Genomic DNA, 18,611 nt, shown 5'->3' on the forward strand with positions numbered 1-18,611 from the left:
CCGGTGGGAGGACGGTAGGACGGCCGCCACCGGGCCGTCAATACCCCGGAACACGAGACGCCCCCGGCGGCAACCCGAGGGGTGCCGCCGGGGGCGTCGAAGCCCGTGAGGAGGGAGGGGTCAGGACTTGTTGAGGTCCGTCCTCGGCAGCGGGGTGGCCGCCGCCGACTGCGGCGAGGCCGCGTTCGAGAACACCGAGGGCGCCGCCATGCCGGCCGTCGGATCGGCCGAGGCCTCCTCCGCCTGCGCGGGCAGCCCGCCGACGATCCGGATGCCGGCCTCGTCCAGGCCCCGCTTGATCCGCCAGCGCAGCTCGCGCTCCACGCCCAGCTTCTTCCCCGGCATGGTCTTCGCCGAGACCCGGACCGTCATCGAGTCGAGGAGCACCTCGGTCAGACCGAGGACCTCCACCGGACCCCACAGCCGCTCGTTCCACGGCTCGGCCTCGGCCATCGCCTCGCCCGCCGCCGCGATCACGGCCTGCACCTTGTCCAGGTCCTCCGTCGGCCGGACCGTCACGTCCACCGCCGCCGTCGCCCAGCCCTGGCTCAGGTTCCCTATCCGCTTGATCTCGCCGTTGCGCACGTACCAGACCTCGCCGTCGACCCCGCGCAGCTTCGTCACCCGCAGCCCGACCTCGACGACCTCGCCCGAGGCCACCCCCGCGTCGACCGAGTCGCCGACGCCGTACTGGTCCTCCAGGATCATGAAGACGCCCGAGAGGAAGTCCGTCACCAGGTTCCGCGCGCCGAAGCCGATCGCCACACCGGCCACACCGGCCGAGGCCAGCAGCGGCGCCAGATCGATGTCGAAGGCGCCCAGGACCATCAGCCCCGCCGTGCCCAGGATCAGGAACGACGCCACCGACCGCAGCACCGAACCGATCGCCTCGGACCGCTGCCTCCTGCGCTCCGCGTTGACGAGCAGTCCGCCGAGCGCCGTCCCCTCCACCGCCTGGGCGGAGCGGTTCATCCGCTCGATCAGCTTCGTCAGGGCGCGCCGGACGGCCCACCGCAGCAACAGGGCGACGACCACGATCAGCAGGATGCGCAGACCGGTGTTCAGCCAGGTGGACCAGTTCTCCTCCACCCAGCTCGCCGCGTTGGTGGCCTTCTCCGCCGCCTCGTCCAGAGTCACCGGGATGGGCTCGGGTTCGGTGGCGGCGGCCAGGACGGACCAGGACACGGGACAACCTCCAGGCATCGCGTACGCAGGCCATCCACCCTAACGGGGCATCGGACGTGCACCCGTTGCCCTGTTCGAGGGAGAGACCGACCTCACCCGGGCACATACCCGGAAGACATGCCGATGTGGTCGAGAACACGTCCGGCCCGCCACCCGCGATCACGGGAACGTGGTGGCGCTCCGACCAGGCATGAGGAGAGACTGAGAGCAGTTCGTCCCGGCGCGAGCCACGCGCCGCCGGCGCCATAGGAGGCATCCGTGCCGCATGTCCTGGTCCTCAACGCGTCGTACGAGCCCCTGGGCGTCGTACCGCTCCGCCGCGCACTCGTCCTCGTTCTGGAGAACAAGGCCCTCTGCATCGAGGAGTCCGGCGCCTTCCTGCACAGCGAGCATCAGATCGTCCCCGCGCCCAGCGTGGTACGGCTGAAGCGCTTCGTGCGGGTCCCCTACCGGGGGCCCGTTCCCCTGACCCGCAGGGCCCTCTTCGCACGCGACGGCGGGCGCTGCATGTACTGCGGGGGAGTGGCGACCAGCGTCGACCACGTCATCCCGCGCAGCCGGGGAGGGACGCACGCCTGGGAGAACGTGGTGGCGGCCTGCCGCCGCTGCAACCACCTCAAGGCCGACAAGCACCTGCGGGAGATCGGCTGGCGGCTGCGCCACCAACCCGCGCCGCCGACCGGCCTGGCCTGGCGGATCATCGGGACCGGCCACCGGGACCCACGGTGGCTGCCCTACCTCACGCCGTACGGCGCCGAGGACGCGATGGCCCGGATCGACTCCGTCGCCGACACCCCCGCGGGGGCGTTGACGACCGGCTGAGATCCGGGCCTTCCGCGTTCCCGGGGCCGGCCGGGCCCTTCGCGGCGGGCGGAGCGGGTACGGAGACGAGGGCGCCGCCGCTCAGGGCGCGGCGCCCTCCTCCGGCGCGTCCCCCTCCGGCACCTCCGTCTCCGGCACGGTTCCCTCCGGGGCCTCCCGCTCGGGCTCCCTCGTCTCCCTCGTCTCCCTCGTCTCCTCCGTCTTCGGCGCCTCCGGCGTCTTCGGCGGCTCCGGGGGCGTCACCGCGTAGGTCTCCACCGACCAGAGCGAGTAGCCGTACGGCGTCGCCCGCCGCTCGCCCTGTATCCGGAGGAAACGGGTGTCCGCCGCGTCCATCCGCACCGACTCCCGGCCGCCCCGCCCGTCCGTGACGGTCGCCGCGGTCCGCCAGTTCCGGCCGTCGGCCGAGACCTGCACCCGGTAGCGGGAGGCGTGCGCGTCCTGCCAGTGCAGCACCAGCTGCCCTATCCGGGCCGGTTCGGCCAGCTCCAGCTGGAACCAGGCGCCGTCCTCCGCCGGCGAGGACCAGCGGGTCGCCGGATCGCCGTCCACCGCCAGCGCCGCCGGGAAGTCCGCCGTCTCGTCGCCCGACGAGGAGGCCGTCGCCGACCGGGCCAGGTCGGGGCCGCCCGTACGCGGGAAGGCCCGCACGGTCAGCACCCGCTCCTCGCCCGCGAACGACACCGGCACCCGGTACTCCCCGGACGGCGTGCCCGGCGCCACCGACACCTCCATCGGCACCGTCGTCGTGCCGCCGCGCTCCACCGAGGCCTCCCCCGGCAGCCGTACGGTGATCCCCTTCGGCGGCCTCGCGGTCAGCGGGCCCCGGACCTCGGCCGCCCGCCGCCCCGTCAGTTCCAGGTCCACCCGGCCCGCCGGGCCACCGGCCTCCAGGTCCGTCACGGTGCGGGCCAGCTCCAGACCGGCCCGGGGGCCGTCGGCGAACCACGGCACCAGCGACCGCACGTCGGGCGCCGGGCCCTCGCCGTCCCAGACGATCCGCAGCGCCTCCGCGCGCAGCCCCTTCAACTCGGTCTGCGTCCAGCCGGAGGAGTCCAGCGGCCCCAGCGGCCGCCACCCCTCGCCCGTCACGAACGCCTCCACGCGCGCGTGTGCGGCCTTCTCCGCGCCCGGCCCCCCGCCGTCCCCGGAGGCCCCCTCCGAGGGCTTCCCGGTCAGCACCGTCACCGACTCCACCGGACGCGCCCGGTCCAGCTTCACCGTGTACGAACCCGTGGCCCGGTCCACCGAACGCTCCGGGTCCCGGTCGGCGCCGGTCCACGCCGCCGCCTCCTTCGCCGCCCGGTCCAGGAACGGATCCAGGACCCCGTCGCCGACCGTCGCCCCGCTCGCCGCGATCCGCGGGCGCAGCGGTTCCAGGCGCAGCTGCGCCTGCCAGGCCGCGGGACCGTCCCCGCGCGCCTGCGCGAGGAGCATGTCGACGGCCGCCTCGCCCGCCGCCCCGTAGCGGGACAGCTGCTCCAGCCAGGGCCCGGCCTCGGCGTTCAGGGCGCCGTCCGCCGTTCCGGCCAGCCGCTCGGGCGCCTCCCGCATCACCGAGAACGCGGCCCGCAGCTCACCGCCCGCCTTCTCCCGCGCCGCCGCGGAGCCCGCGGCCCGGGCCGACCAGAAGGCGCTCATCAGCGGCTTCAGGCCGGCCGACTCGGCGTCCGGGGCGAGGATCGACGAGGCCGCGTTCCCCGCCAGGGCGCCGAGCGCCGCCCGGGCGGCCGGCTCGGGACCCGCGAGGTCGGCGACGGCCGCCCGCCAGGACTCCCCGGGCCGGTAGCCGCGCGGGTTCCAGGCGAAGTCGGCGGTGGTGAACAGCGGGATCCGGGAGGCGGCGGGCTGCTCCATCGCATGCGCCAGGTAGGCGGCGGAACCGGCCGCCACCGCCGGCTCCCGGCCCCGGGAGGGGCCCAGGAAGAGCCGGTCCTGCGCGTAGTCGTTCACCGGGTAGTTGTCCATGGTGACCAGCGGGCGCTGCCCCAGGGCCGCCCGCACCCCGGCCAGTTCGGTGCCGCTGATGGTGCGCGGCACCACCCCGACGCCCGTCCACGCCACCCGCACGCGCGGGTCCAGGGCGCTCGCGAGGGCCGAGCGGTACTCGCTGGTGCCCTCCTGGTAGTACTCCGTCGGCAGCACCGTCAGCGGATCCGCGTCCGGGGCGTGTTCGGCGAGGTGCCGGGCCACCGCGTTCGCCACGCGCGCGTGCGCCCGCGCCGCGCCCGCCGCGTCCCGCCCGAACGCGTCGGCGTCCTCGTCGCAGGTCCACTCGCCGTACCCGGCGTCGGGGAACTGGAGCTGGAAGGAGCGGAAGCCGAGCTCCCGCATCGCGTCCAGCTTCCGCGCGAGCGTCGCCACGTCCGCGTCCGACGACAGGCACATCGACTGCGCGGGCGCCACCGCCCAGCCCAGCGTCACGTGGTTGGCCCGGGCCCGCTCGGCCAGCGCCAGGAACCCCGCCCGCTGCGCCTCCGGGTAGGGCTCGCGCCACTGCGCCGCGCGGTACGGGTCGTCACCCGGCGCGTACAGATAGCGGTTCTGCTTGGTGCGGCCGAGGAAGTCGACCATCGCCAGCCGCTGCTCCGTCGTCCAGGGCGTGCCGTAGAAGCCCTCCGCGAGCCCCCGCTCGGCGGTGCCCGGCCAGTCCCTGACGACGACGCCCGGCACCTCGCGGCCGACGCCGTCCGGGCCCTCGCCGAGCAGCTGGCGGAGCGTCTGCACCGCGTGGAAGAGCCCGTCCTCGCCCGTCCCGTCCAGCACCACCGTGTCCCGCCCGCCGAAGCGGCCGGTGGCCAGCCGGTAGCCGCCGGACGGCAGATCGGCCCGCTCGGCCACCCCGAAGGAGGCCAGCGCCTCCCGCGCCGCCTCTCCGGAGGGCCCCGAGACCCGGACCACCGGGCCCGCGCCCGGCAGCCCCTCGTGCACGGTCCGCACCCCGGCGTCGGCGAGCAGCCTCCGCAGCGCCGCGAGGGCGGACGGATCGGCGTCCCGGTCCGCGACCAGCGTCACCCGCTCCCCGAGGCGCACGGCGGCCCCCGAGGCCGTCAGCGACTGCGGCCGGGGCCACACGGCGGGCACCGGCGGCGCCACGCGCGGGGAGCCGGTCCTGGGCGTGGGCACGCCCGGGCTCGCCGAGGGCCCCCCAGGGGCCCGCGCGGGCCCCTGGGGGGCGGACGCCAGATCGGGCACCGCCACCGGGAGCGGGGCGGCGCCCGCCGAGCCGGGCACGGCACCGCCGAGGAGTCCGCCGATCACGGCGGCGGCGACCGCGGTCGCCGTACGCGGTCCGCGTCCCGGACGCACGGGGGTCACGGGGATCTCCCTTCGCCTGGGCCGGGACCCGCCGGTCCGTCAGGAGCGGGTCCCGCCCGGCCGGTTGGTAACGAGCGGGTTACGACCCCACCACCCGTCGCACTGAGGTGTCAATGCGACAGGGCGAAGTGTCGGCTTTGCCCGGCGAACCACCGGCGAGCTGTCGCCCTTTCGCCACGTCTCCCCGGTAAAAGGGGCAAAGGGAGGTGCGGTGGGTAGGGCTCACTCGTCCCACCCCGCGGACGCCGGCCACCAGCCGCGCGACCGGCCACCACGTCGACACGAGACCCGGGAGACCCCCGTGACCACGACCGCCCGCCACCTTTCCGAGCGGATACGCGTTCCACGCCAGGCCGCCTCCGGCGGACCCGCCCCGGCCGCCGCCGCGCCGCTGACCAGCGAGCCCCCGTGCGCCGACCTCGCGCCGCTCACCAGCGAGCCCCCGCTCGCCTGCGCCGCGCCCCTCACCAGCGAGCCGCCCCTCACCGGCGCGGCACCCCTCACCAGCGAGCCCACCGCCCCCGCGAGCCGGTGCGGCACGGAGTCCCCCGGAGTGTGAAGTGACCCTGGCCCGCCTCGCCGCACGTCACGGCGTCGCCACCGCGTTCAGCCCCTCCGAGGGCGTCACCGTGCCCGTGCCCGAGGCCACCGTGGTCGCGGTGCTCGGCGCCCTCGGGGTCGACGCGACCACCCCGGAGGCGGTCGCCGCCTCCCTCGGCGCGGCGGAGCGGGCCGACCGGGAGCGCCTGCTCCCGCCCACCCTCGTCCGGCACACCGGCGACGGGCCGGTGCGCCCGCCGGCCGGACTGCCCGACGGCACCCGGCTCCGCGTCACCACCGAGACCGGCGCCGTCCACGGCGGCGAGGACGGCGGCGAGGACGGCGGCGACTGGGAGCGGCTGCCGCTCGGCGTGCACACCGTGGACGCCGAGGCGCCCGACGGGCGCACCGCCCGCGCCACCCTGATCGTCGCCCCCGCGCGCGTGCCGGCCCCCGCCACGCGCGCGTACGGCCTGCTCGTCCAGCTCTACTCGCTGCTCTCCGAGCACTCCTGGGGCATGGGAGACCTCGGCGACCTGCGCGAACTCGTCTCCTGGGCGGGCCGCGCGCACGGCGCCGGCTTCGTCCAGGTCAACCCGCTGCACGCGGGCGTGCCCGGGGCGCCCTCCGACCCCTCGCCGTACCGTCCCTCCTCGCGCCGCTTCCCCGACCCCGTCCACCTGCGGATCGAGCGGATCCCCGAGTACGCCCACCTGGGGCCCGGCCACCGCGAGGAGCTGGACCGGATCCTCGCCGCCGCCGCCGAACTCCGCGAGAGCGTGCTCGGCAAGGGCACCACCATCGACCGGGACGCCGTCTGGGCGCTCAAGCTCCGCGCCCTGGAGCTCCTCGCCACCGTCGAGTCCGGCCCCGGCCGGCGCGCCGACTTCCACGACTTCCTCGCCGAGCGCGGCCGTGCCCTGGAGGACCACGCCACCTACCAGGCCCTCGCCGAACTGCACGGCCCCCGCTGGCGCTCCTGGCCCGAGCCGCTGCGCACCCCCGAGGGAGCGGCGGCGGCGGTCCGCGCCGACGCGGTGCTGGCCGCGCGGGTCGACTTCCACTGCCGGCTGGCCTGGCTGACGGACCGGCAGCTCGGCGAGGCCGCCGACGCGGCCCGGGAGGCCGGGATGGCGGTCGGGATCGTGCACGACCTGGCCGTCGGCGTCCACCCGGAGGGCTCCGACGTCTGGGCCCGGCAGGGCGACTTCGCCGCCGGGATGTCGGTCGGCGCCCCGCCCGACGCCTTCAACTCCCGGGGGCAGGACTGGGGCCTGCCGCCGTGGCGCCCCGACGCCCTCGCCGCCGCCGGGTACGCCCCGTACCGCGGCCTGCTGCGCGAACTCCTGCGGCACGCGGGCGCGCTCCGCATCGACCACGTGATGGGCCTCTTCCGGCTCTGGTGGGTGCCGGAGGACCGGGAGCCCACCGAGGGCACCTACGTCCGGTACGACGCCGAGGCGATGCTCGCCGTCCTGGTCCTGGAGGCGCACCGGGCCGGCGCCCTGGTCGTCGGCGAGGACCTGGGCACCGTCGAGCCGGGCGTCCGCGAAGCCCTCGCCGCGCGCGGGGTGTTCGGCACCTCCGTGCTCTGGTTCGAGCGGGACTGGGCCGGCGGCGGCGCCCCGCTGCCGCCGGAGGCGTGGCGGGCCGACTGCGTGGCCACCGCCACCACCCACGACCTGCCCTCCACCGCCGCCCGCCTCTCCGGCGACCACGTGCTGCTGCGCCACCGGCTCGGGCTGCTCTCCGGCGACCTGGCCCGCGAGCGCGCGGTGGACGCGGCGGAGAGCGCCGAGTGGCGCGGGGTCCTCCAGCGGCTCGGGCTGCTCCCGGAGGGCCCGGGCGGCGAGGAGGCCGAGATCCGGGCCGTCCACCGCTTCCTGGCGCGCACCCCGGCCCGGATGGTGGGGGTGTGGCTGCCGGACCTGGTGGGGGACCGCAGGCCCCAGAACCTGCCGGGCACCTGGGACGAGTACCCCAACTGGCGGCTGCCGGTCGCGGGCCCCGACGGGCAGCCGCTCACCCTGGAGCGGATCGCCGCCTCGCCGCGCGCGCACGCGCTGCTGCGGACCGCCGCCGAGGGGGTCGGAGCCCGTACGGCACCCCCGGGCGCGCGGGCCGTTTAGGTGTTCGCTACTTTTGCACCGTGGACAAGAAGAACGCCCTGCGCGCCGGCGCCGTCGCGGCCGGTACGACGCTGATGATGCTGCTCATGTCGTCCCCCGCGCTCGCGCTGACCCGCGACGACGGTGACGACCCGGCCCCCAAGCTGGAGGTCATCGAGACCCTCGGCCTGTTCGTTGTGGCCCCGTTGGTGCTGTTCCTGGTCATCGCCGGCCTGGTGATGGTCCTCGACAAGTCCCACAAGAAGGCGTAACCGCCTCCTCCGCCCGTTCCCGAGGGCGCCGCACGGCCGCACCGGCCGCGCGGCGCCCTCGCGTTTCCCCGCGGCGCCCTCGCGTTCCCTCCGAGGGCGACCGCCCGGCGACCGCGACGACCGCGACGACCGCGACCACCCGGCGACCGCCGCGACCACCCGGCGACCGCGCGGCTCACGCGGTCGTCGCGAGCAGCTTCCGCAGCAGCCCGGCGAGCTGCCGCGCCTCCTCCTCGGTCAGCGCCGACTCCAGGGCCTCCCGCTGCCGCGCCAGGCCCGCGCCGACCGCCTGGTCCACCAGCTCCCGGCCGCGCTCGGTGAGCGTGACGCGCAGTCCGCGCCGGTCGTTCGGGTCGGGGCTGCGGGTGAGCAGCCCGGCCTTCTCCAGCTTGTCCAGCCGGCCGGTCATCCCGCCCGTGGTGATCATCAGGGTGGCGGTCAGCTCGCGCGGCGAGAGCGTGTACGGCTCCCCTGACCGGCGCAGGGTCGCCAGCACGTCGAACTCCCCGAGCGCCATGCCGTAGGGCGCGTACGCCTTGTCCACCTTGCCGCGCATGGCGGCGGCCAGCCGGTAGATCCGCCCGAAGACCGCCATGGGGAGCGTGTCCAGGTCGGGGCGGACCACCGCCCACTGGTCGGCGATGGCGTCGACGGGGTCGTGCGCGGGGGGCTGCGTGTTCATGAGTCCAGTGTTCCGTCCTCTCCCGGTCGATGGCAAGAAAGACACTTGCAAGTAAGTAGCTTAGTGCTAAGTTAATTACCGCCAAGCCAGTCGTGCTCCGGACCGCCGGGGCCGCGCCGCTCCAGGGGGAGTCCTGCCATGTCCCGCAAGGCCGCAGTCGTCGCGCTCACCGCCCTCGCCCCGATCTCCTGGGGCTCGACCTACTTCGTGACCACCGAGTTCCTGCCGCCCGACCGGCCGCTCTTCACCGGCCTCATGCGGGCCCTGCCGGCCGGACTCCTGCTCCTCGCGCTGACCCGCAAGCTCCCGAGCGGCGCCTGGTGGTGGAAGTCGGCGGTCCTCGGCGCCCTCAACATCGGAGCCTTCTTCCCGCTCCTCTTCCTCGCCGCCTACCGGCTGCCCGGCGGCGTCGCCGCCGTCGTCGGCTCGGTCGGCCCGCTCTTCGTCGTCGGCCTCGCCGCCCTCCTCCTGGGCGACCGCCCCACCGTCCGGACCCTGACCACCGCCGTCGCCGCCGCCTTCGGCGTCAGCCTCGTCGTCCTCAAGGCCGGAGCCGCGCTCGACCTCGTCGGAGTGGTCGCCGGACTGCTCTCGGCCCTCTCCATGTCCGCCGGCGTCGTCCTCACCAAGCGCTGGGGCCGCCCCGAGGGCGTCGGCGCCCTCGCCCTCACCGGCTGGCAGCTCACCGCCGGCGGCCTGGTCATCCTCCCCGTCGCCCTCCTGGTCGAAGGCGCCCCGCCCGCCCTCACCGGCACCCACCTCGCCGGCTACGCCTACCTCGCCCTCGGCAACACCGCGATCTCCTACTTCCTCTGGTTCCGCGGCATCGAGCGGCTGAGCGCCTCCTCGGTCACCCTGCTCGGCCCGCTCTCCCCGATCACCGCCGCCGTCATCGGCTGGGCCGCCCTCGGCCAGGCCCTCGGCCCCGTGCAGGTGCTCGGCATGGTGATCGCCTTCGGCGCCACCCTGGTGGGCCAGCTGGCCCCCGCGAAGGCCCGGCCCGCCCCCGTATCGTTCACTTCTGCTGAAAAGAACGGTCAGGAACATTCGATGGACCTGGAGGTTTCGGCGGTGCGACGGTAGGCGGCATGAGCCTCCTCGCCCCCCGCCGACCCGCCACCCCCACCACCCCCGGGCCCGGGCCCCCCCAAGGCGCCCGGGCCCGCCCGGTGCCCGCCCCCCAGGCCCCCCGCCGGAGGGCCCGCCGCCCGCCACGGGCGCCGGTCCCGGCCTGTTCCTCGCCCTCCTGGCCACCGTCGTCTGGTCCGGCAGCTTCGTCGCCACCCGCGGCATGGCCGACTCCGTCCCGCCCGTCCAGGCGGTCTTCTGGCGCTGGGTCGTCGCCCTCCTCGCCGTCGCCCCCCTGGCGGTCCGCCCGTTCTGGCGGCAGCGCGCGCTCATCCGCCGCCACCTCGGCTTCACCGCCCTCGCCTCGCTCTTCGGCGTCGCCCTCTACAACACCCTCGTCCACCAGGCCGGCCTGACCACCTCCGCCACCAACATGGGCATGATCATGGCCGCCTCCCCGGTGATCATGGCGGGCTACGCCCGGCTCGGCGGCGAACGGCTCGGCGCCCGCCGCCTCCTGGGCCTGGCCGTCGCGGTCCTCGGCGTGCTGCTGCTGGTCGGCGAGGGCTCCCTCGCGATCGACCTCGCCGCCGGCGACCTCTGGATGTTCGCGGCGGCCCTCTCCTTCGCCTCGTACAGCGCCCTCCTCAGGCGCAGGCCCCAGGAGATCGACGGGCTCGCCTTCCTCTTCACGACCTTCGTGCTCGGCGCGCTGATGCTCGCCCCCGCCTACGCCGTCTCCCTCGCCGTCCAGGGCGGCTTCCCCGCCACCCCCGCCACCGTCGGCCCCCTGCTCTACCTCGGGGTGTTCTCCTCCGCCGTCGCCTTCTTCTCCTGGAACAAGGCGATCTCCCTGATCGGCGCGGCCCGCGCCGGGGTCGTCTACTACCTCCAGCCCGTCTGCGTCGCCCTCCTCTCGTACGCCCTCCTCGGCGAGGAGCCGGGGGCGGTCGGCGGCGCCTGCATGGCCCTCATCCTCGGCGGAGTGGCGCTGGGCTCCTCCCCGAGGCCCCCGGCCCCGCCCGGACGGGGCCGGGCCCCCAGGTAGGTTGCGCCCATGACCGAGTGGGACATCAAGAAGCTGCACATCCTGCGCACCCTGCGCGACCGGGGCACCGTCACCGCCACCGCGGAGACCCTGCTCATGACCCCCTCGGCCGTCTCCCAGCAACTCACCAACCTCGCCCGGCAGCTCGGCGTGCCACTCCTGGAGGCCCACGGGCGGCGCGTCCGGCTCACCGACGCCGCCCACCTCGTCCTGCGCCACGCCGAGGCGGTCTTCGCCCAGCTGGAGCGCGCCGACGCCGAACTCGACGGCTACCTGCGGGGCGAGGCCGGCCAGGTCCGGGTCGCGGCCTTCTCCACCTCCGTGCCCGCGCTCCTCGTCCCCGCCGTACGCCGGCTCCGCGCCGCACACCCCGGACTCGGCGTCCGCATCCGGGAGGCCGAGGCGGCGGAGGCGTACGAACTGCTCACCGCCGGCGAGGTCGACCTCGCCCTCTCGCTCGCCGCCCACGCCCCCACCGCCCGCGACCCCAAGTTCAGCCGGATGCCGCTGCTCGCCGACCCCCTCGACGTCGCCCTGCCGGCCGGCCATCCGCTCGCCGACGCCCCCGGTCTCCGGCTCGCCGACCTCGCCGCCGAACCCTGGATCTTCGGCGGCTCGGGCCCCTGGTCCGAGATCACCACCGCCGCCTGCGAGGCCGCCGGCTTCGTGCCCGAGCAGGCCCACAGCGCCTCGGGCTGGACCGCGATCCTCGCCATGGTCGAGGCCGGGCTGGGCGTCGCCCTGGTGCCCCGGATGGCCTCCGCCGACCGCCGGAGCGGCGGCGGGGTCGTCATGCGGGTGCTCTCCGCCGACCAGCCGCGCCGCCACGTCGTCGCCGCCGTCCGGCGCGGGGCCGAGGACGGCCCCGCGGTGGCCCGGGTGCTCGCCGCCCTCCGCCAGGAGGCCGCAGCCCGCGAAACCGTTCAGCGGAACTGAACGACACCATCGAAAACATTCGATGGACCGCGGGCTTCCGGCGCGCGAGAGTCGACGTATGACCGGAACCGAGGACACCCAGGACCCGCACGCCAACGACGCCGCCCCCTACGCCGGAGGCGACCCGTACGCCGACTACCGCACCGGCGACTTCCCCTTCACCGAACTGGTCGACCTCGCCGACCGCCGCCTCGGCGCCGGCGTCGTCGCCGCCAACGACGAGTTCTTCGCCGAGCGGGAGAACCTCCTCGTCCGCGAGCGGGCCGTCTTCGACCCGGAGCGCTTCGGCCACAAGGGCAAGATCATGGACGGCTGGGAGACCCGCCGCCGTCGCGGCGCCGACGCCGGGAACGTCTTCCCCGCCCCCGAGGACCACGACTGGGCGATCGTCCGCCTCGGCGCCCCCGGCGTCATCCGGGGCCTGGTCGTCGACACCGCCCACTTCCGCGGCAACTACCCGCAGAAGGTCAGCGTCCAGGCCACCGCCGTCGAGGGCAGCCCCGGCCCCGAGGAGCTGCTCGACGCGAAGTGGGAGGAGCTGGTCCCGCCCACCCCCGTCCGCGGCCACGCCGCCAACGGCTTCGCCGTCGACAGCGACCGCCGCTGGACCCACGTCCGCCTCTGCCAGCACCCGGACGGCGGCGTCGCCCGCCTCCGCGTCCACGGCGAGGTGCTGCCCGACCCCGAGTGGCTCGACCTCCTCGGCACCTTCGACCTGCTCTCCGTCCTCAACGGCGGGTCGTACGAGGACGCCTCCGACAAGTTCTACTCCTCGCCGACCCAGATCATCCTGCCCGGCACCTCCCGCAAGATGGACGACGGCTGGGAGAACCGCCGCCGCCGCGTCCGCGGCACCAACGACTGGGTCCGCTTCCGCCTGCCCGCCCAGGGCGCCGTCCGCGCCGTCGAGATCGACACCGCCTACCTCAAGGGCAACTCGGCCGGCTGGATCGCCCTCCAGGGCCGCAACGGCGAGTCCGGCGAGTGGTTCGAGATCATCCCCCGCACCCGCCTCCAGCCCGACACCCTCCACCGCTTCAGGCTCCCCGCCCACGCGGTCGTCACCCACGTCCGCCTCGACGCCTTCCCCGACGGCGGCGTCGCCCGGATGCGCCTCCACGGCTCCCTCACCGAGGAGGGCACGGCCGGACTCCGCGCCCGCTTCGCCCGCGCGAGCCGCTAGCCGTCAGCCGTCCCAGGACACGGCGAAGGGGCGCCTCCGCGGGGGAGGGCGCCCCTTCTCCGTACGGGAACGGCTACTCGGCGGCCGCCGCGTCGGCCGCGCGGGCCCTCAGGGCGCGCTCGACGCCGGCGCGGGACTCGGTCACCATGCGGCGCAGCGCCGGGACCGGGTCGTTGGCCTCGATCCAGGCGTCCGTGGCGTCCAGCGTCTCGCGCGAGACCTGGAGCGTCGGGTAGAGGCCGACCACGATCTGCTGGATCATCTCGTGGCTGCGGGTCTCCGCCACGCCCTTGATCGACGCGAAGTACTTCTCCGTGTACGGGGCGAGCAGCTCGCGCTGGTCGGCCTGGACGAAGCCGCCGATCACCGCCTCCTGCACCGCGTTGGCCAGCTTGTCGTCCTCGACGACCGCGGCCCACGCCTCGGCCTTGGCGGCCTCGGTCGGGCGGGCCGCGCGGGCCGTGGCGGCGTGCCGCTCACCGGCGGCCGTGCGGTCGCGCTCCAGCTCGGCGGCGATCTCCGGCTCGTCGAAGACGCCGGTCGCGGCGAGGCGCTGCACGAACGCCCAGCGCAGCTCGGTGTCGACGGCGAGGCCCTCGATCGTCTCGCGGCCCTCCAGGAGCGCGGCGAGCAGGTCGAGCTGCTGCGGCGTCCGGGCGGTCGTGGCGAAGGCCCGCGCCCACGCCAGCTGGTGGTCGCTCGCCGGCTCGGCCGCCTTGAGGTGGGTCAGCGCCGCCTCGGTCCAGCGGGTCAGGCCCGCGTCGCGCCACTCCGGCGCCGCGTACAGCTCCAGCGCCGCCTTCACCTGGCCCTGGAGCGACTGCACCACGCCGATGTCGGACTCCTTCGCGATGCCCGAGAGCACCAGCTCCAGGTAGTCGCGGGTGGCCAGCTCGGCGTCGCGGGTCATGTCCCAGGCCGAGGCCCAGCACAGGGCGCGCGGCAGGGACTCGGCGAAGTCGCCGAGGTGCGCGGTGACGTTCTGCAGCGACACCTCGTCGAGGCGGACCTTGGCGTACGACAGGTCGTCGTCGTTCAGCAGGACGACCGCCGGGCGGGACTTGCCGATCAGCGCCGGCACCCGGGTGAGCTCGGCCGCCTCGATGTCCAGCTCCAGGCGCTCGGTGCGGACCAGCTTGCCGGCCGCGTCGAGGTCGTAGAAGCCGATCGCGATCCGGTGCGGGCGGAGCACGGCCTCGCCCTTGGCTCCGGCGGGCAGCGCCGGGGCCTCCTGCTTCACCGCGAAGGCGGTGATCGAGCCGTTCTCGTCGGTCTCGATCTCGGGGCGCAGGATGTTGATGCCGGCCGTCTCCAGCCACGCCTTCGACCAGGTCTTCAGGTCGCGGCCCGAGGTCTCCTCAAGGGCGCCGAGGAGGTCGCTGAGGCGGGTGTTGCCGAAGGCGTGGCGCTGGAAGTACGCCTGCACGCCCTTGAAGAACTCGTCCTGGCCGACGTAGGCGACGAGCTGCTTGAGGACCGAGGCGCCCTTGGCGTACGTGATGCCGTCGAAGTTGACGAGCACGTCCTCCAGGTCGTTGATCTCGGCCATGATCGGGTGCGTCGAGGGCAGCTGGTCCTGGCGGTAGGCCCAGGTCTTCTCCGCGTTGGCGAAGGTGGTCCAGGCGTTCGGCCAGCGGGTGCCCGTGACGGACGCCTGGCAGGCGACCGAGGTGTAGGTGGCGAACGACTCGTTCAGCCACAGGTCGTTCCACCACTCCATGGTCACGAGGTCGCCGAACCACATGTGGGCCAGCTCGTGGAGGATGGTCTCGGCGCGGCGCTCGTAGGCCGCGTCCGTCACCTTCGAGCGGAAGACGTACTGGTCGCGGATGGTGACCGCGCCCGCGTTCTCCATCGCGCCCGCGTTGAACTCCGGCACGAACAGCTGGTCGTACTTGGCGAACGGGTAGGCGTACGCGAACTTCTCCTGGAACCAGTCGAAGCCCTGCCGGGTCACGTCGAAGATGTGGTCCGCGTCGAGGAACTCGGCCAGCGACGGACGGCAGTAGATGCCGAGCGGGACGACCTGTCCGTCCGGGCCCTCGTACGTCGAGTGCACCGAGTGGTACGGGCCGACGATCAGGGCCGTGACGTAGGTGGACATCCGCGGCGTCGGCTCGAAGGCCCACACCCCGTCCTTCGGCTCCGGGCTCGGCGAGTTGGAGATGACGCTCCAGCCCTCCGGCGCCTTCACGGTGAACCGGAAGGTGGCCTTCAGGTCGGGCTGCTCGAAGGAGGCGAAGACCCGGCGCGAGTCCGGGACCTCGAACTGGGTGTAGAGGTACGCCTGGCCGTCGACCGGGTCGACGAAGCGGTGCAGGCCTTCACCGGTGTTGGTGTACGCGCAGTCCGCGACGACCCGCAGCTCGTTGCGGCCCTGCTTCAGCCGCGGCAGCGCGATCCGCGAGTCGCGGAAGACGGCGGCGACATCGAGGGAGTGCCCGTTGAGCACGGCCTCGTGCACGGCGGGCGCGACCAGGTCGATGAAGCTCTCGGCGCCTTCCTCGGCGGAATCGAAGCGGACGGTGGTGACGGACCGGTAGGTGCCGCCCTCCTGCGCACCGGTGAGGTCCAGTTCGACCTCGTACGCGTCCACGGTCAGCAGCGACGCCCGCTGCTGGGCCTCTTCACGGGTCAGGTTCGTACCAGGCACCCGGTCAACTCCTCGGTTTCGTGACGTTTGGGCCATCCTTCCACGGGGTGCGGCGAAGACGCATCGCGCATTTCCCAGGGCGAACACGAAGAACGGCGGCCATCCGGGGGGACGGCCGCCGTTCTTCGTGCGAACGGGTGCGCGAACGGGAGCGCAGGGGCGCGCGGGGGCGCGTACGGGTACGCGTGCGCGGGGTCAGCCCTGGAGCTCGGCCGCCACCAGCTCCGCGATCTGCACCGCGTTCAGCGCGGCGCCCTTGCGGAGGTTGTCGTTGGAGAGGAAGAGCGCCAGGCCGTTGTCGACGGTCTCGTCGGCACGGATGCGGCCCACGTACGAGACGTCCTTGCCGGCCGCCTGGAGCGGGGTCGGGATCTCGGACAGCTCGACGCCCTCGGCGTCCCGCAGCAGCTCGTGGGCGCGCTCGACGCTGATCGGGCGGTCGAAGCGGACGTTCACCTGGAGCGAGTGGCCGGAGAAGACCGGGACGCGGACGCAGGTGCCGGAGACCTTCAGCTCCGGGATCTCCAGGATCTTGCGGGACTCGTGGCGGAGCTTCTGCTCCTCGTCGGTCTCGAAGGAGCCGTCGTCGACGAGGTTGCCCGCGAACGGCAGCACGTTGAACGCGATCGGGCGCTTGTAGACGGCGGGCTCGGGGAACTCGACGGCCTCGCCGTCGAAGGCCAGCTGGTCGGCCCGCTCGGCCACGGCGCACGCCTGGTCGCGCAGCTCGGCGACACCGGCCACGCCCGAGCCGGAGACGGCCTGGTAGGTGGTGGCGATCAGCGCGGTCAGGCCGGCCTCCTGGTGGAGCGGCTTGAGGACCGGCATGGCGGCCATCGTGGTGCAGTTCGGGTTGGCGATGATGCCCTTGGGGCGGTCCTTGATCGCGTGCGGGTTGACCTCGGAGACGACGAGGGGGACCTCGGGGTCGCGGCGCCAGGCGGAGGAGTTGTCGATCACGACGGCCCCCTGGGAGGCGACCTTCTCGGCGAGGGCCTTGGAGGTGGCGCCGCCGGCGGAGAAGAGCACGATGTCCAGGCCGGTGTAGTCGGCGGTCGAGGCGTCCTCGACCGTCACGCCGTCCACGACCGTGCCGGCGGACCGGGCGGAGGCGAAGAGCCGCAGCTCGTCCACCGGGAAGTTCCGTTCGGCCAGGATCTTGCGCATGACTGTGCCGACCTGACCGGTGGCTCCGACGATTCCGACCTTCACGGGGACTCCTCCGTACGTGTGTGCAGGTGCTGCCGTCCCCCATGATGCGTGCCGCCTGCCGTTCCTTGTCCAATCCATTGTCCGAGGACCGGGACACGGTCCGCCCGGTGAACGTTTCGGAGCGGCCGTGCGTCGAAGGGGCGACACGGACGGGAGGGGGCGGGGTGGAGCAGATGGACGCGGCGCTGGTGGACCGGGTGCGGGCGGTCCTGGCGCTGGGCGGGGTGCCGTACGCGGAGCTCCAGGACGGGGTGCAGCAGGTGGGGCTCCGCCTCCTGGAGGCCCGGGCGAAGGGCGATCCGCCGCGCTCCCCGGCCGCCTGGTGCGCGGTGGTCGCCACCCGGGTGGCCGCCGACTGGCACCGGGCGAGGCGCAGGGAGGAACGGCTCGGCGAACGGCTGACGGCGCTGCCGGAGCCGTCGGGCGGAGGCGGGGAGGACGCCCGTGTCCTCGCGCTCGCCGTGGCGGACGGCCTGGAGGCGCTCCCGGCCCGCCAGCGCCAGGTCCTGGTGCTCCGGTTCTACGCGGACCTGCCGGTGGCCCGGATCGCCGAGGAGCTGGGGGTCCCGGAGGGGACGGTCAAGAGCAGGCTGCACGCCGCCGTACGCGCGATGCGGGAGCGGCTCCACACGGACGGAGGCGGTGTGAGTGAGTGAGGACACGAGGGACCCGCTGGCGCGGGCCCTGTTCCCGGAGGACGGGCCGCGGGACGCCGGGGACGACCCCGAGGTCGCCCGCGCCCTCGCGGACGTGGCCCTGATCCGCGAGCGGCTGGGCGTCCTGGCGGCCGCGCTGACCGCGGAGCCGGTACCGACGGAGCCGGGGTCGACAGGGCCGGTACCGACGGAGCCGGGGTCGACAGAGCCGGGGTCGGCAGGGCCCGTGGCACCGGAGCCGGGACCGCCGGAGCCGGAGCAGGAGCAGGAGCGGGAGCCGGGACCGGCGGAGCGAGCCGTACGGCCCCGGCGGCGCGGCCGGATCGCGGCCTGGGCGCTCGCCGCCTGCGTGGCACTGGGCGCGCTCGGCACCGGCGGGGCGTGGCTGGCCGCCCGTCCCGGAGGGCTCGACGGCGCCGTCGACGGCGCCGGGGACGCGAAGCTCACCCCGGCCGGGATCGTGGCCTGTGCCACGGACGTCGCCGAGGGCACGGTCGTGCGCGCCGAGCCGCTGGCGGAGGAGGGGGAGTTCCGGGTGGTGCTGCGGGTGGAGCGCGCGTACAAGCCGGCCGGCGGCGGGGGCGAGCTGACCTTCACCGGCTGGGCGGCCGAGGGCTCCTTCTACCGCGCCGGCACCCGGATGCTCGTCGTGGTCTCCCGCTTCCCGGACGAGGGGGCGCTCACCTTCCGGCAGGACATGGAGCCGCCCGGTGAGCTCGGCGAGGACGTCGGCCCCGTCCGCGACGAGCTGGAGTACGGGCGGAAGTGGGTCGAGGCGGCCCTGCCCGACGCCGCGGGCGCCCCCTGCCCGGGCCGGGGCTGACCGCGCGGAGGGGCGGGACCCCGGGGCCGGACGCGGAAGGGGGGGGGGGCCGGGGGGGGGGCCCCCCCCCCGCCGGACCCCGGGGGGGGGGGGTGTTACAAACAG

15 protein-coding genes are annotated in these 18,611 nt (G+C 75.0%); 10 read left to right on the forward strand and 5 right to left on the reverse strand.

Translation table 11 applies throughout. From position 1 onward, the window contains the following. Positions 1 to 120: 120 nt before the first annotated feature. Positions 121 to 1,203, reverse strand: coding sequence for a mechanosensitive ion channel family protein (locus ACFQ8C_RS17610; protein WP_383458009.1), 1,083 nt, complete (start codon positions 1,201 to 1,203; stop codon positions 121 to 123). A gap of 240 nt (positions 1,204 to 1,443) precedes the next feature. On the opposite strand from ACFQ8C_RS17610, the gene ACFQ8C_RS17615 reads away from it, so the two are divergent. After that, positions 1,444 to 2,007 carry an HNH endonuclease gene (locus ACFQ8C_RS17615; RefSeq protein WP_043230089.1) on the forward strand — a complete coding sequence of 188 codons (564 nt, stop codon included), beginning with the start codon at positions 1,444 to 1,446 and terminating at the stop codon, positions 2,005 to 2,007. A gap of 81 nt (positions 2,008 to 2,088) precedes the next feature. Here the strand turns inward: ACFQ8C_RS17615 and ACFQ8C_RS17620 are convergent, their stop codons facing one another. Further along, complete coding sequence (locus ACFQ8C_RS17620; protein ID WP_383458038.1) at positions 2,089 to 5,316, reverse strand: beta-N-acetylglucosaminidase domain-containing protein; 3,228 nt, start codon at positions 5,314 to 5,316, stop codon at positions 2,089 to 2,091. A 343-nt stretch (positions 5,317 to 5,659) separates the two neighbouring features. On the opposite strand from ACFQ8C_RS17620, the gene ACFQ8C_RS17625 reads away from it, so the two are divergent. From ACFQ8C_RS17625 to ACFQ8C_RS17635, 3 genes are read left to right on the forward strand one after another with little or no spacing between them, the layout of a single operon-like run. Continuing rightward, complete coding sequence (locus ACFQ8C_RS17625) at positions 5,660 to 5,884, forward strand: hypothetical protein (protein ID WP_383458040.1); 225 nt, start codon at positions 5,660 to 5,662, stop codon at positions 5,882 to 5,884. 1 nt (position 5,885) lies between these two features. After that, on the forward strand, positions 5,886 to 7,994 hold the full coding sequence (malQ, locus tag ACFQ8C_RS17630; RefSeq protein WP_383458013.1) for a 4-alpha-glucanotransferase: 2,109 nt from the start codon (positions 5,886 to 5,888) through the stop codon (positions 7,992 to 7,994). A gap of 20 nt (positions 7,995 to 8,014) precedes the next feature. Then, entirely contained in the window at positions 8,015 to 8,245 is a 231-nt protein-coding gene (locus ACFQ8C_RS17635) for a hypothetical protein (protein WP_383458014.1), read from the forward strand. Between the two features lie 175 nt (positions 8,246 to 8,420). Here ACFQ8C_RS17635 and ACFQ8C_RS17640 read toward each other — a convergent pair whose 3' ends face one another. Continuing rightward, complete coding sequence (locus tag ACFQ8C_RS17640) at positions 8,421 to 8,927, reverse strand: MarR family winged helix-turn-helix transcriptional regulator (protein WP_383458016.1); 507 nt, start codon at positions 8,925 to 8,927, stop codon at positions 8,421 to 8,423. 138 nt (positions 8,928 to 9,065) lie between these two features. On the opposite strand from ACFQ8C_RS17640, the gene ACFQ8C_RS17645 reads away from it, so the two are divergent. The 4 genes from ACFQ8C_RS17645 to alc all read left to right on the forward strand — a co-directional run bounded on the left by ACFQ8C_RS17645 (position 9,066) and on the right by alc (position 13,162). Then, positions 9,066 to 10,010: an EamA family transporter gene (locus ACFQ8C_RS17645; RefSeq protein ID WP_383458019.1), complete on the forward strand. Its 945-nt coding sequence runs from the start codon at positions 9,066 to 9,068 to the stop codon at positions 10,008 to 10,010. A 148-nt stretch (positions 10,011 to 10,158) separates the two neighbouring features. Further along, positions 10,159 to 11,043, forward strand: coding sequence for a DMT family transporter (locus tag ACFQ8C_RS17650; protein ID WP_383458041.1), 885 nt, complete (start codon positions 10,159 to 10,161; stop codon positions 11,041 to 11,043). A 9-nt stretch (positions 11,044 to 11,052) separates the two neighbouring features. Further along, complete coding sequence (locus tag ACFQ8C_RS17655; protein WP_383458021.1) at positions 11,053 to 11,979, forward strand: LysR family transcriptional regulator; 927 nt, start codon at positions 11,053 to 11,055, stop codon at positions 11,977 to 11,979. 58 nt (positions 11,980 to 12,037) lie between these two features. Continuing rightward, positions 12,038 to 13,162 carry an allantoicase gene (alc, locus tag ACFQ8C_RS17660; RefSeq protein WP_383458024.1) on the forward strand — a complete coding sequence of 375 codons (1,125 nt, stop codon included), beginning with the start codon at positions 12,038 to 12,040 and terminating at the stop codon, positions 13,160 to 13,162. Positions 13,163 to 13,235: 73 nt separating this feature from the next. Here alc and pepN read toward each other — a convergent pair whose 3' ends face one another. Further along, the gene (gene pepN, locus ACFQ8C_RS17665) at positions 13,236 to 15,815 is read right to left on the reverse strand and encodes an aminopeptidase N (protein ID WP_383458027.1); all 2,580 of its coding nucleotides are present in this window, start codon (positions 15,813 to 15,815) and stop codon (positions 13,236 to 13,238) included. A gap of 195 nt (positions 15,816 to 16,010) precedes the next feature. Further along, positions 16,011 to 17,027 carry an aspartate-semialdehyde dehydrogenase gene (locus ACFQ8C_RS17670; RefSeq protein WP_383458030.1) on the reverse strand — a complete coding sequence of 339 codons (1,017 nt, stop codon included), beginning with the start codon at positions 17,025 to 17,027 and terminating at the stop codon, positions 16,011 to 16,013. A gap of 173 nt (positions 17,028 to 17,200) precedes the next feature. Between ACFQ8C_RS17670 and ACFQ8C_RS17675 the strand changes: the two genes are divergently transcribed. Together ACFQ8C_RS17675 and ACFQ8C_RS17680 are read left to right on the forward strand one after the other, a co-directional pair. Then, positions 17,201 to 17,683: a sigma-70 family RNA polymerase sigma factor gene (locus tag ACFQ8C_RS17675; protein ID WP_383458044.1), complete on the forward strand. Its 483-nt coding sequence runs from the start codon at positions 17,201 to 17,203 to the stop codon at positions 17,681 to 17,683. Further along, the gene (locus ACFQ8C_RS17680; RefSeq protein ID WP_383458033.1) at positions 17,676 to 18,506 is read left to right on the forward strand and encodes a hypothetical protein; all 831 of its coding nucleotides are present in this window, start codon (positions 17,676 to 17,678) and stop codon (positions 18,504 to 18,506) included. The genes ACFQ8C_RS17675 and ACFQ8C_RS17680 overlap by 8 nt, the downstream gene beginning before the upstream one ends. The last annotated feature ends 105 nt before the right edge of the window (positions 18,507 to 18,611 follow it).

It is taken from the genome of Streptomyces sp. NPDC056503, from assembly GCF_042794995.1.
Classification (GTDB): domain Bacteria; phylum Actinomycetota; class Actinomycetes; order Streptomycetales; family Streptomycetaceae; genus Streptomyces.

Excerpts from the sequence above, each read along its gene's own strand:
- ACFQ8C_RS17610 (WP_383458009.1), bottom strand. The coding sequence starts at position 1,203 with ATGCCTGGAGGTTGTCCCGTGTCCTGGTCCGTCCTGGCCGCCGCCACC.
- ACFQ8C_RS17640 (WP_383458016.1), bottom strand. The coding sequence starts at position 8,927 with ATGAACACGCAGCCCCCCGCGCACGACCCCGTCGACGCCATCGCCGAC.
- ACFQ8C_RS17645 (WP_383458019.1), top strand. The coding sequence starts at position 9,066 with ATGTCCCGCAAGGCCGCAGTCGTCGCGCTCACCGCCCTCGCCCCGATC.
- ACFQ8C_RS17655 (WP_383458021.1), top strand. The coding sequence starts at position 11,053 with ATGACCGAGTGGGACATCAAGAAGCTGCACATCCTGCGCACCCTGCGC.
- alc (WP_383458024.1), top strand. The coding sequence starts at position 12,038 with ATGACCGGAACCGAGGACACCCAGGACCCGCACGCCAACGACGCCGCC.
- ACFQ8C_RS17675 (WP_383458044.1), top strand. The coding sequence starts at position 17,201 with ATGGACGCGGCGCTGGTGGACCGGGTGCGGGCGGTCCTGGCGCTGGGC.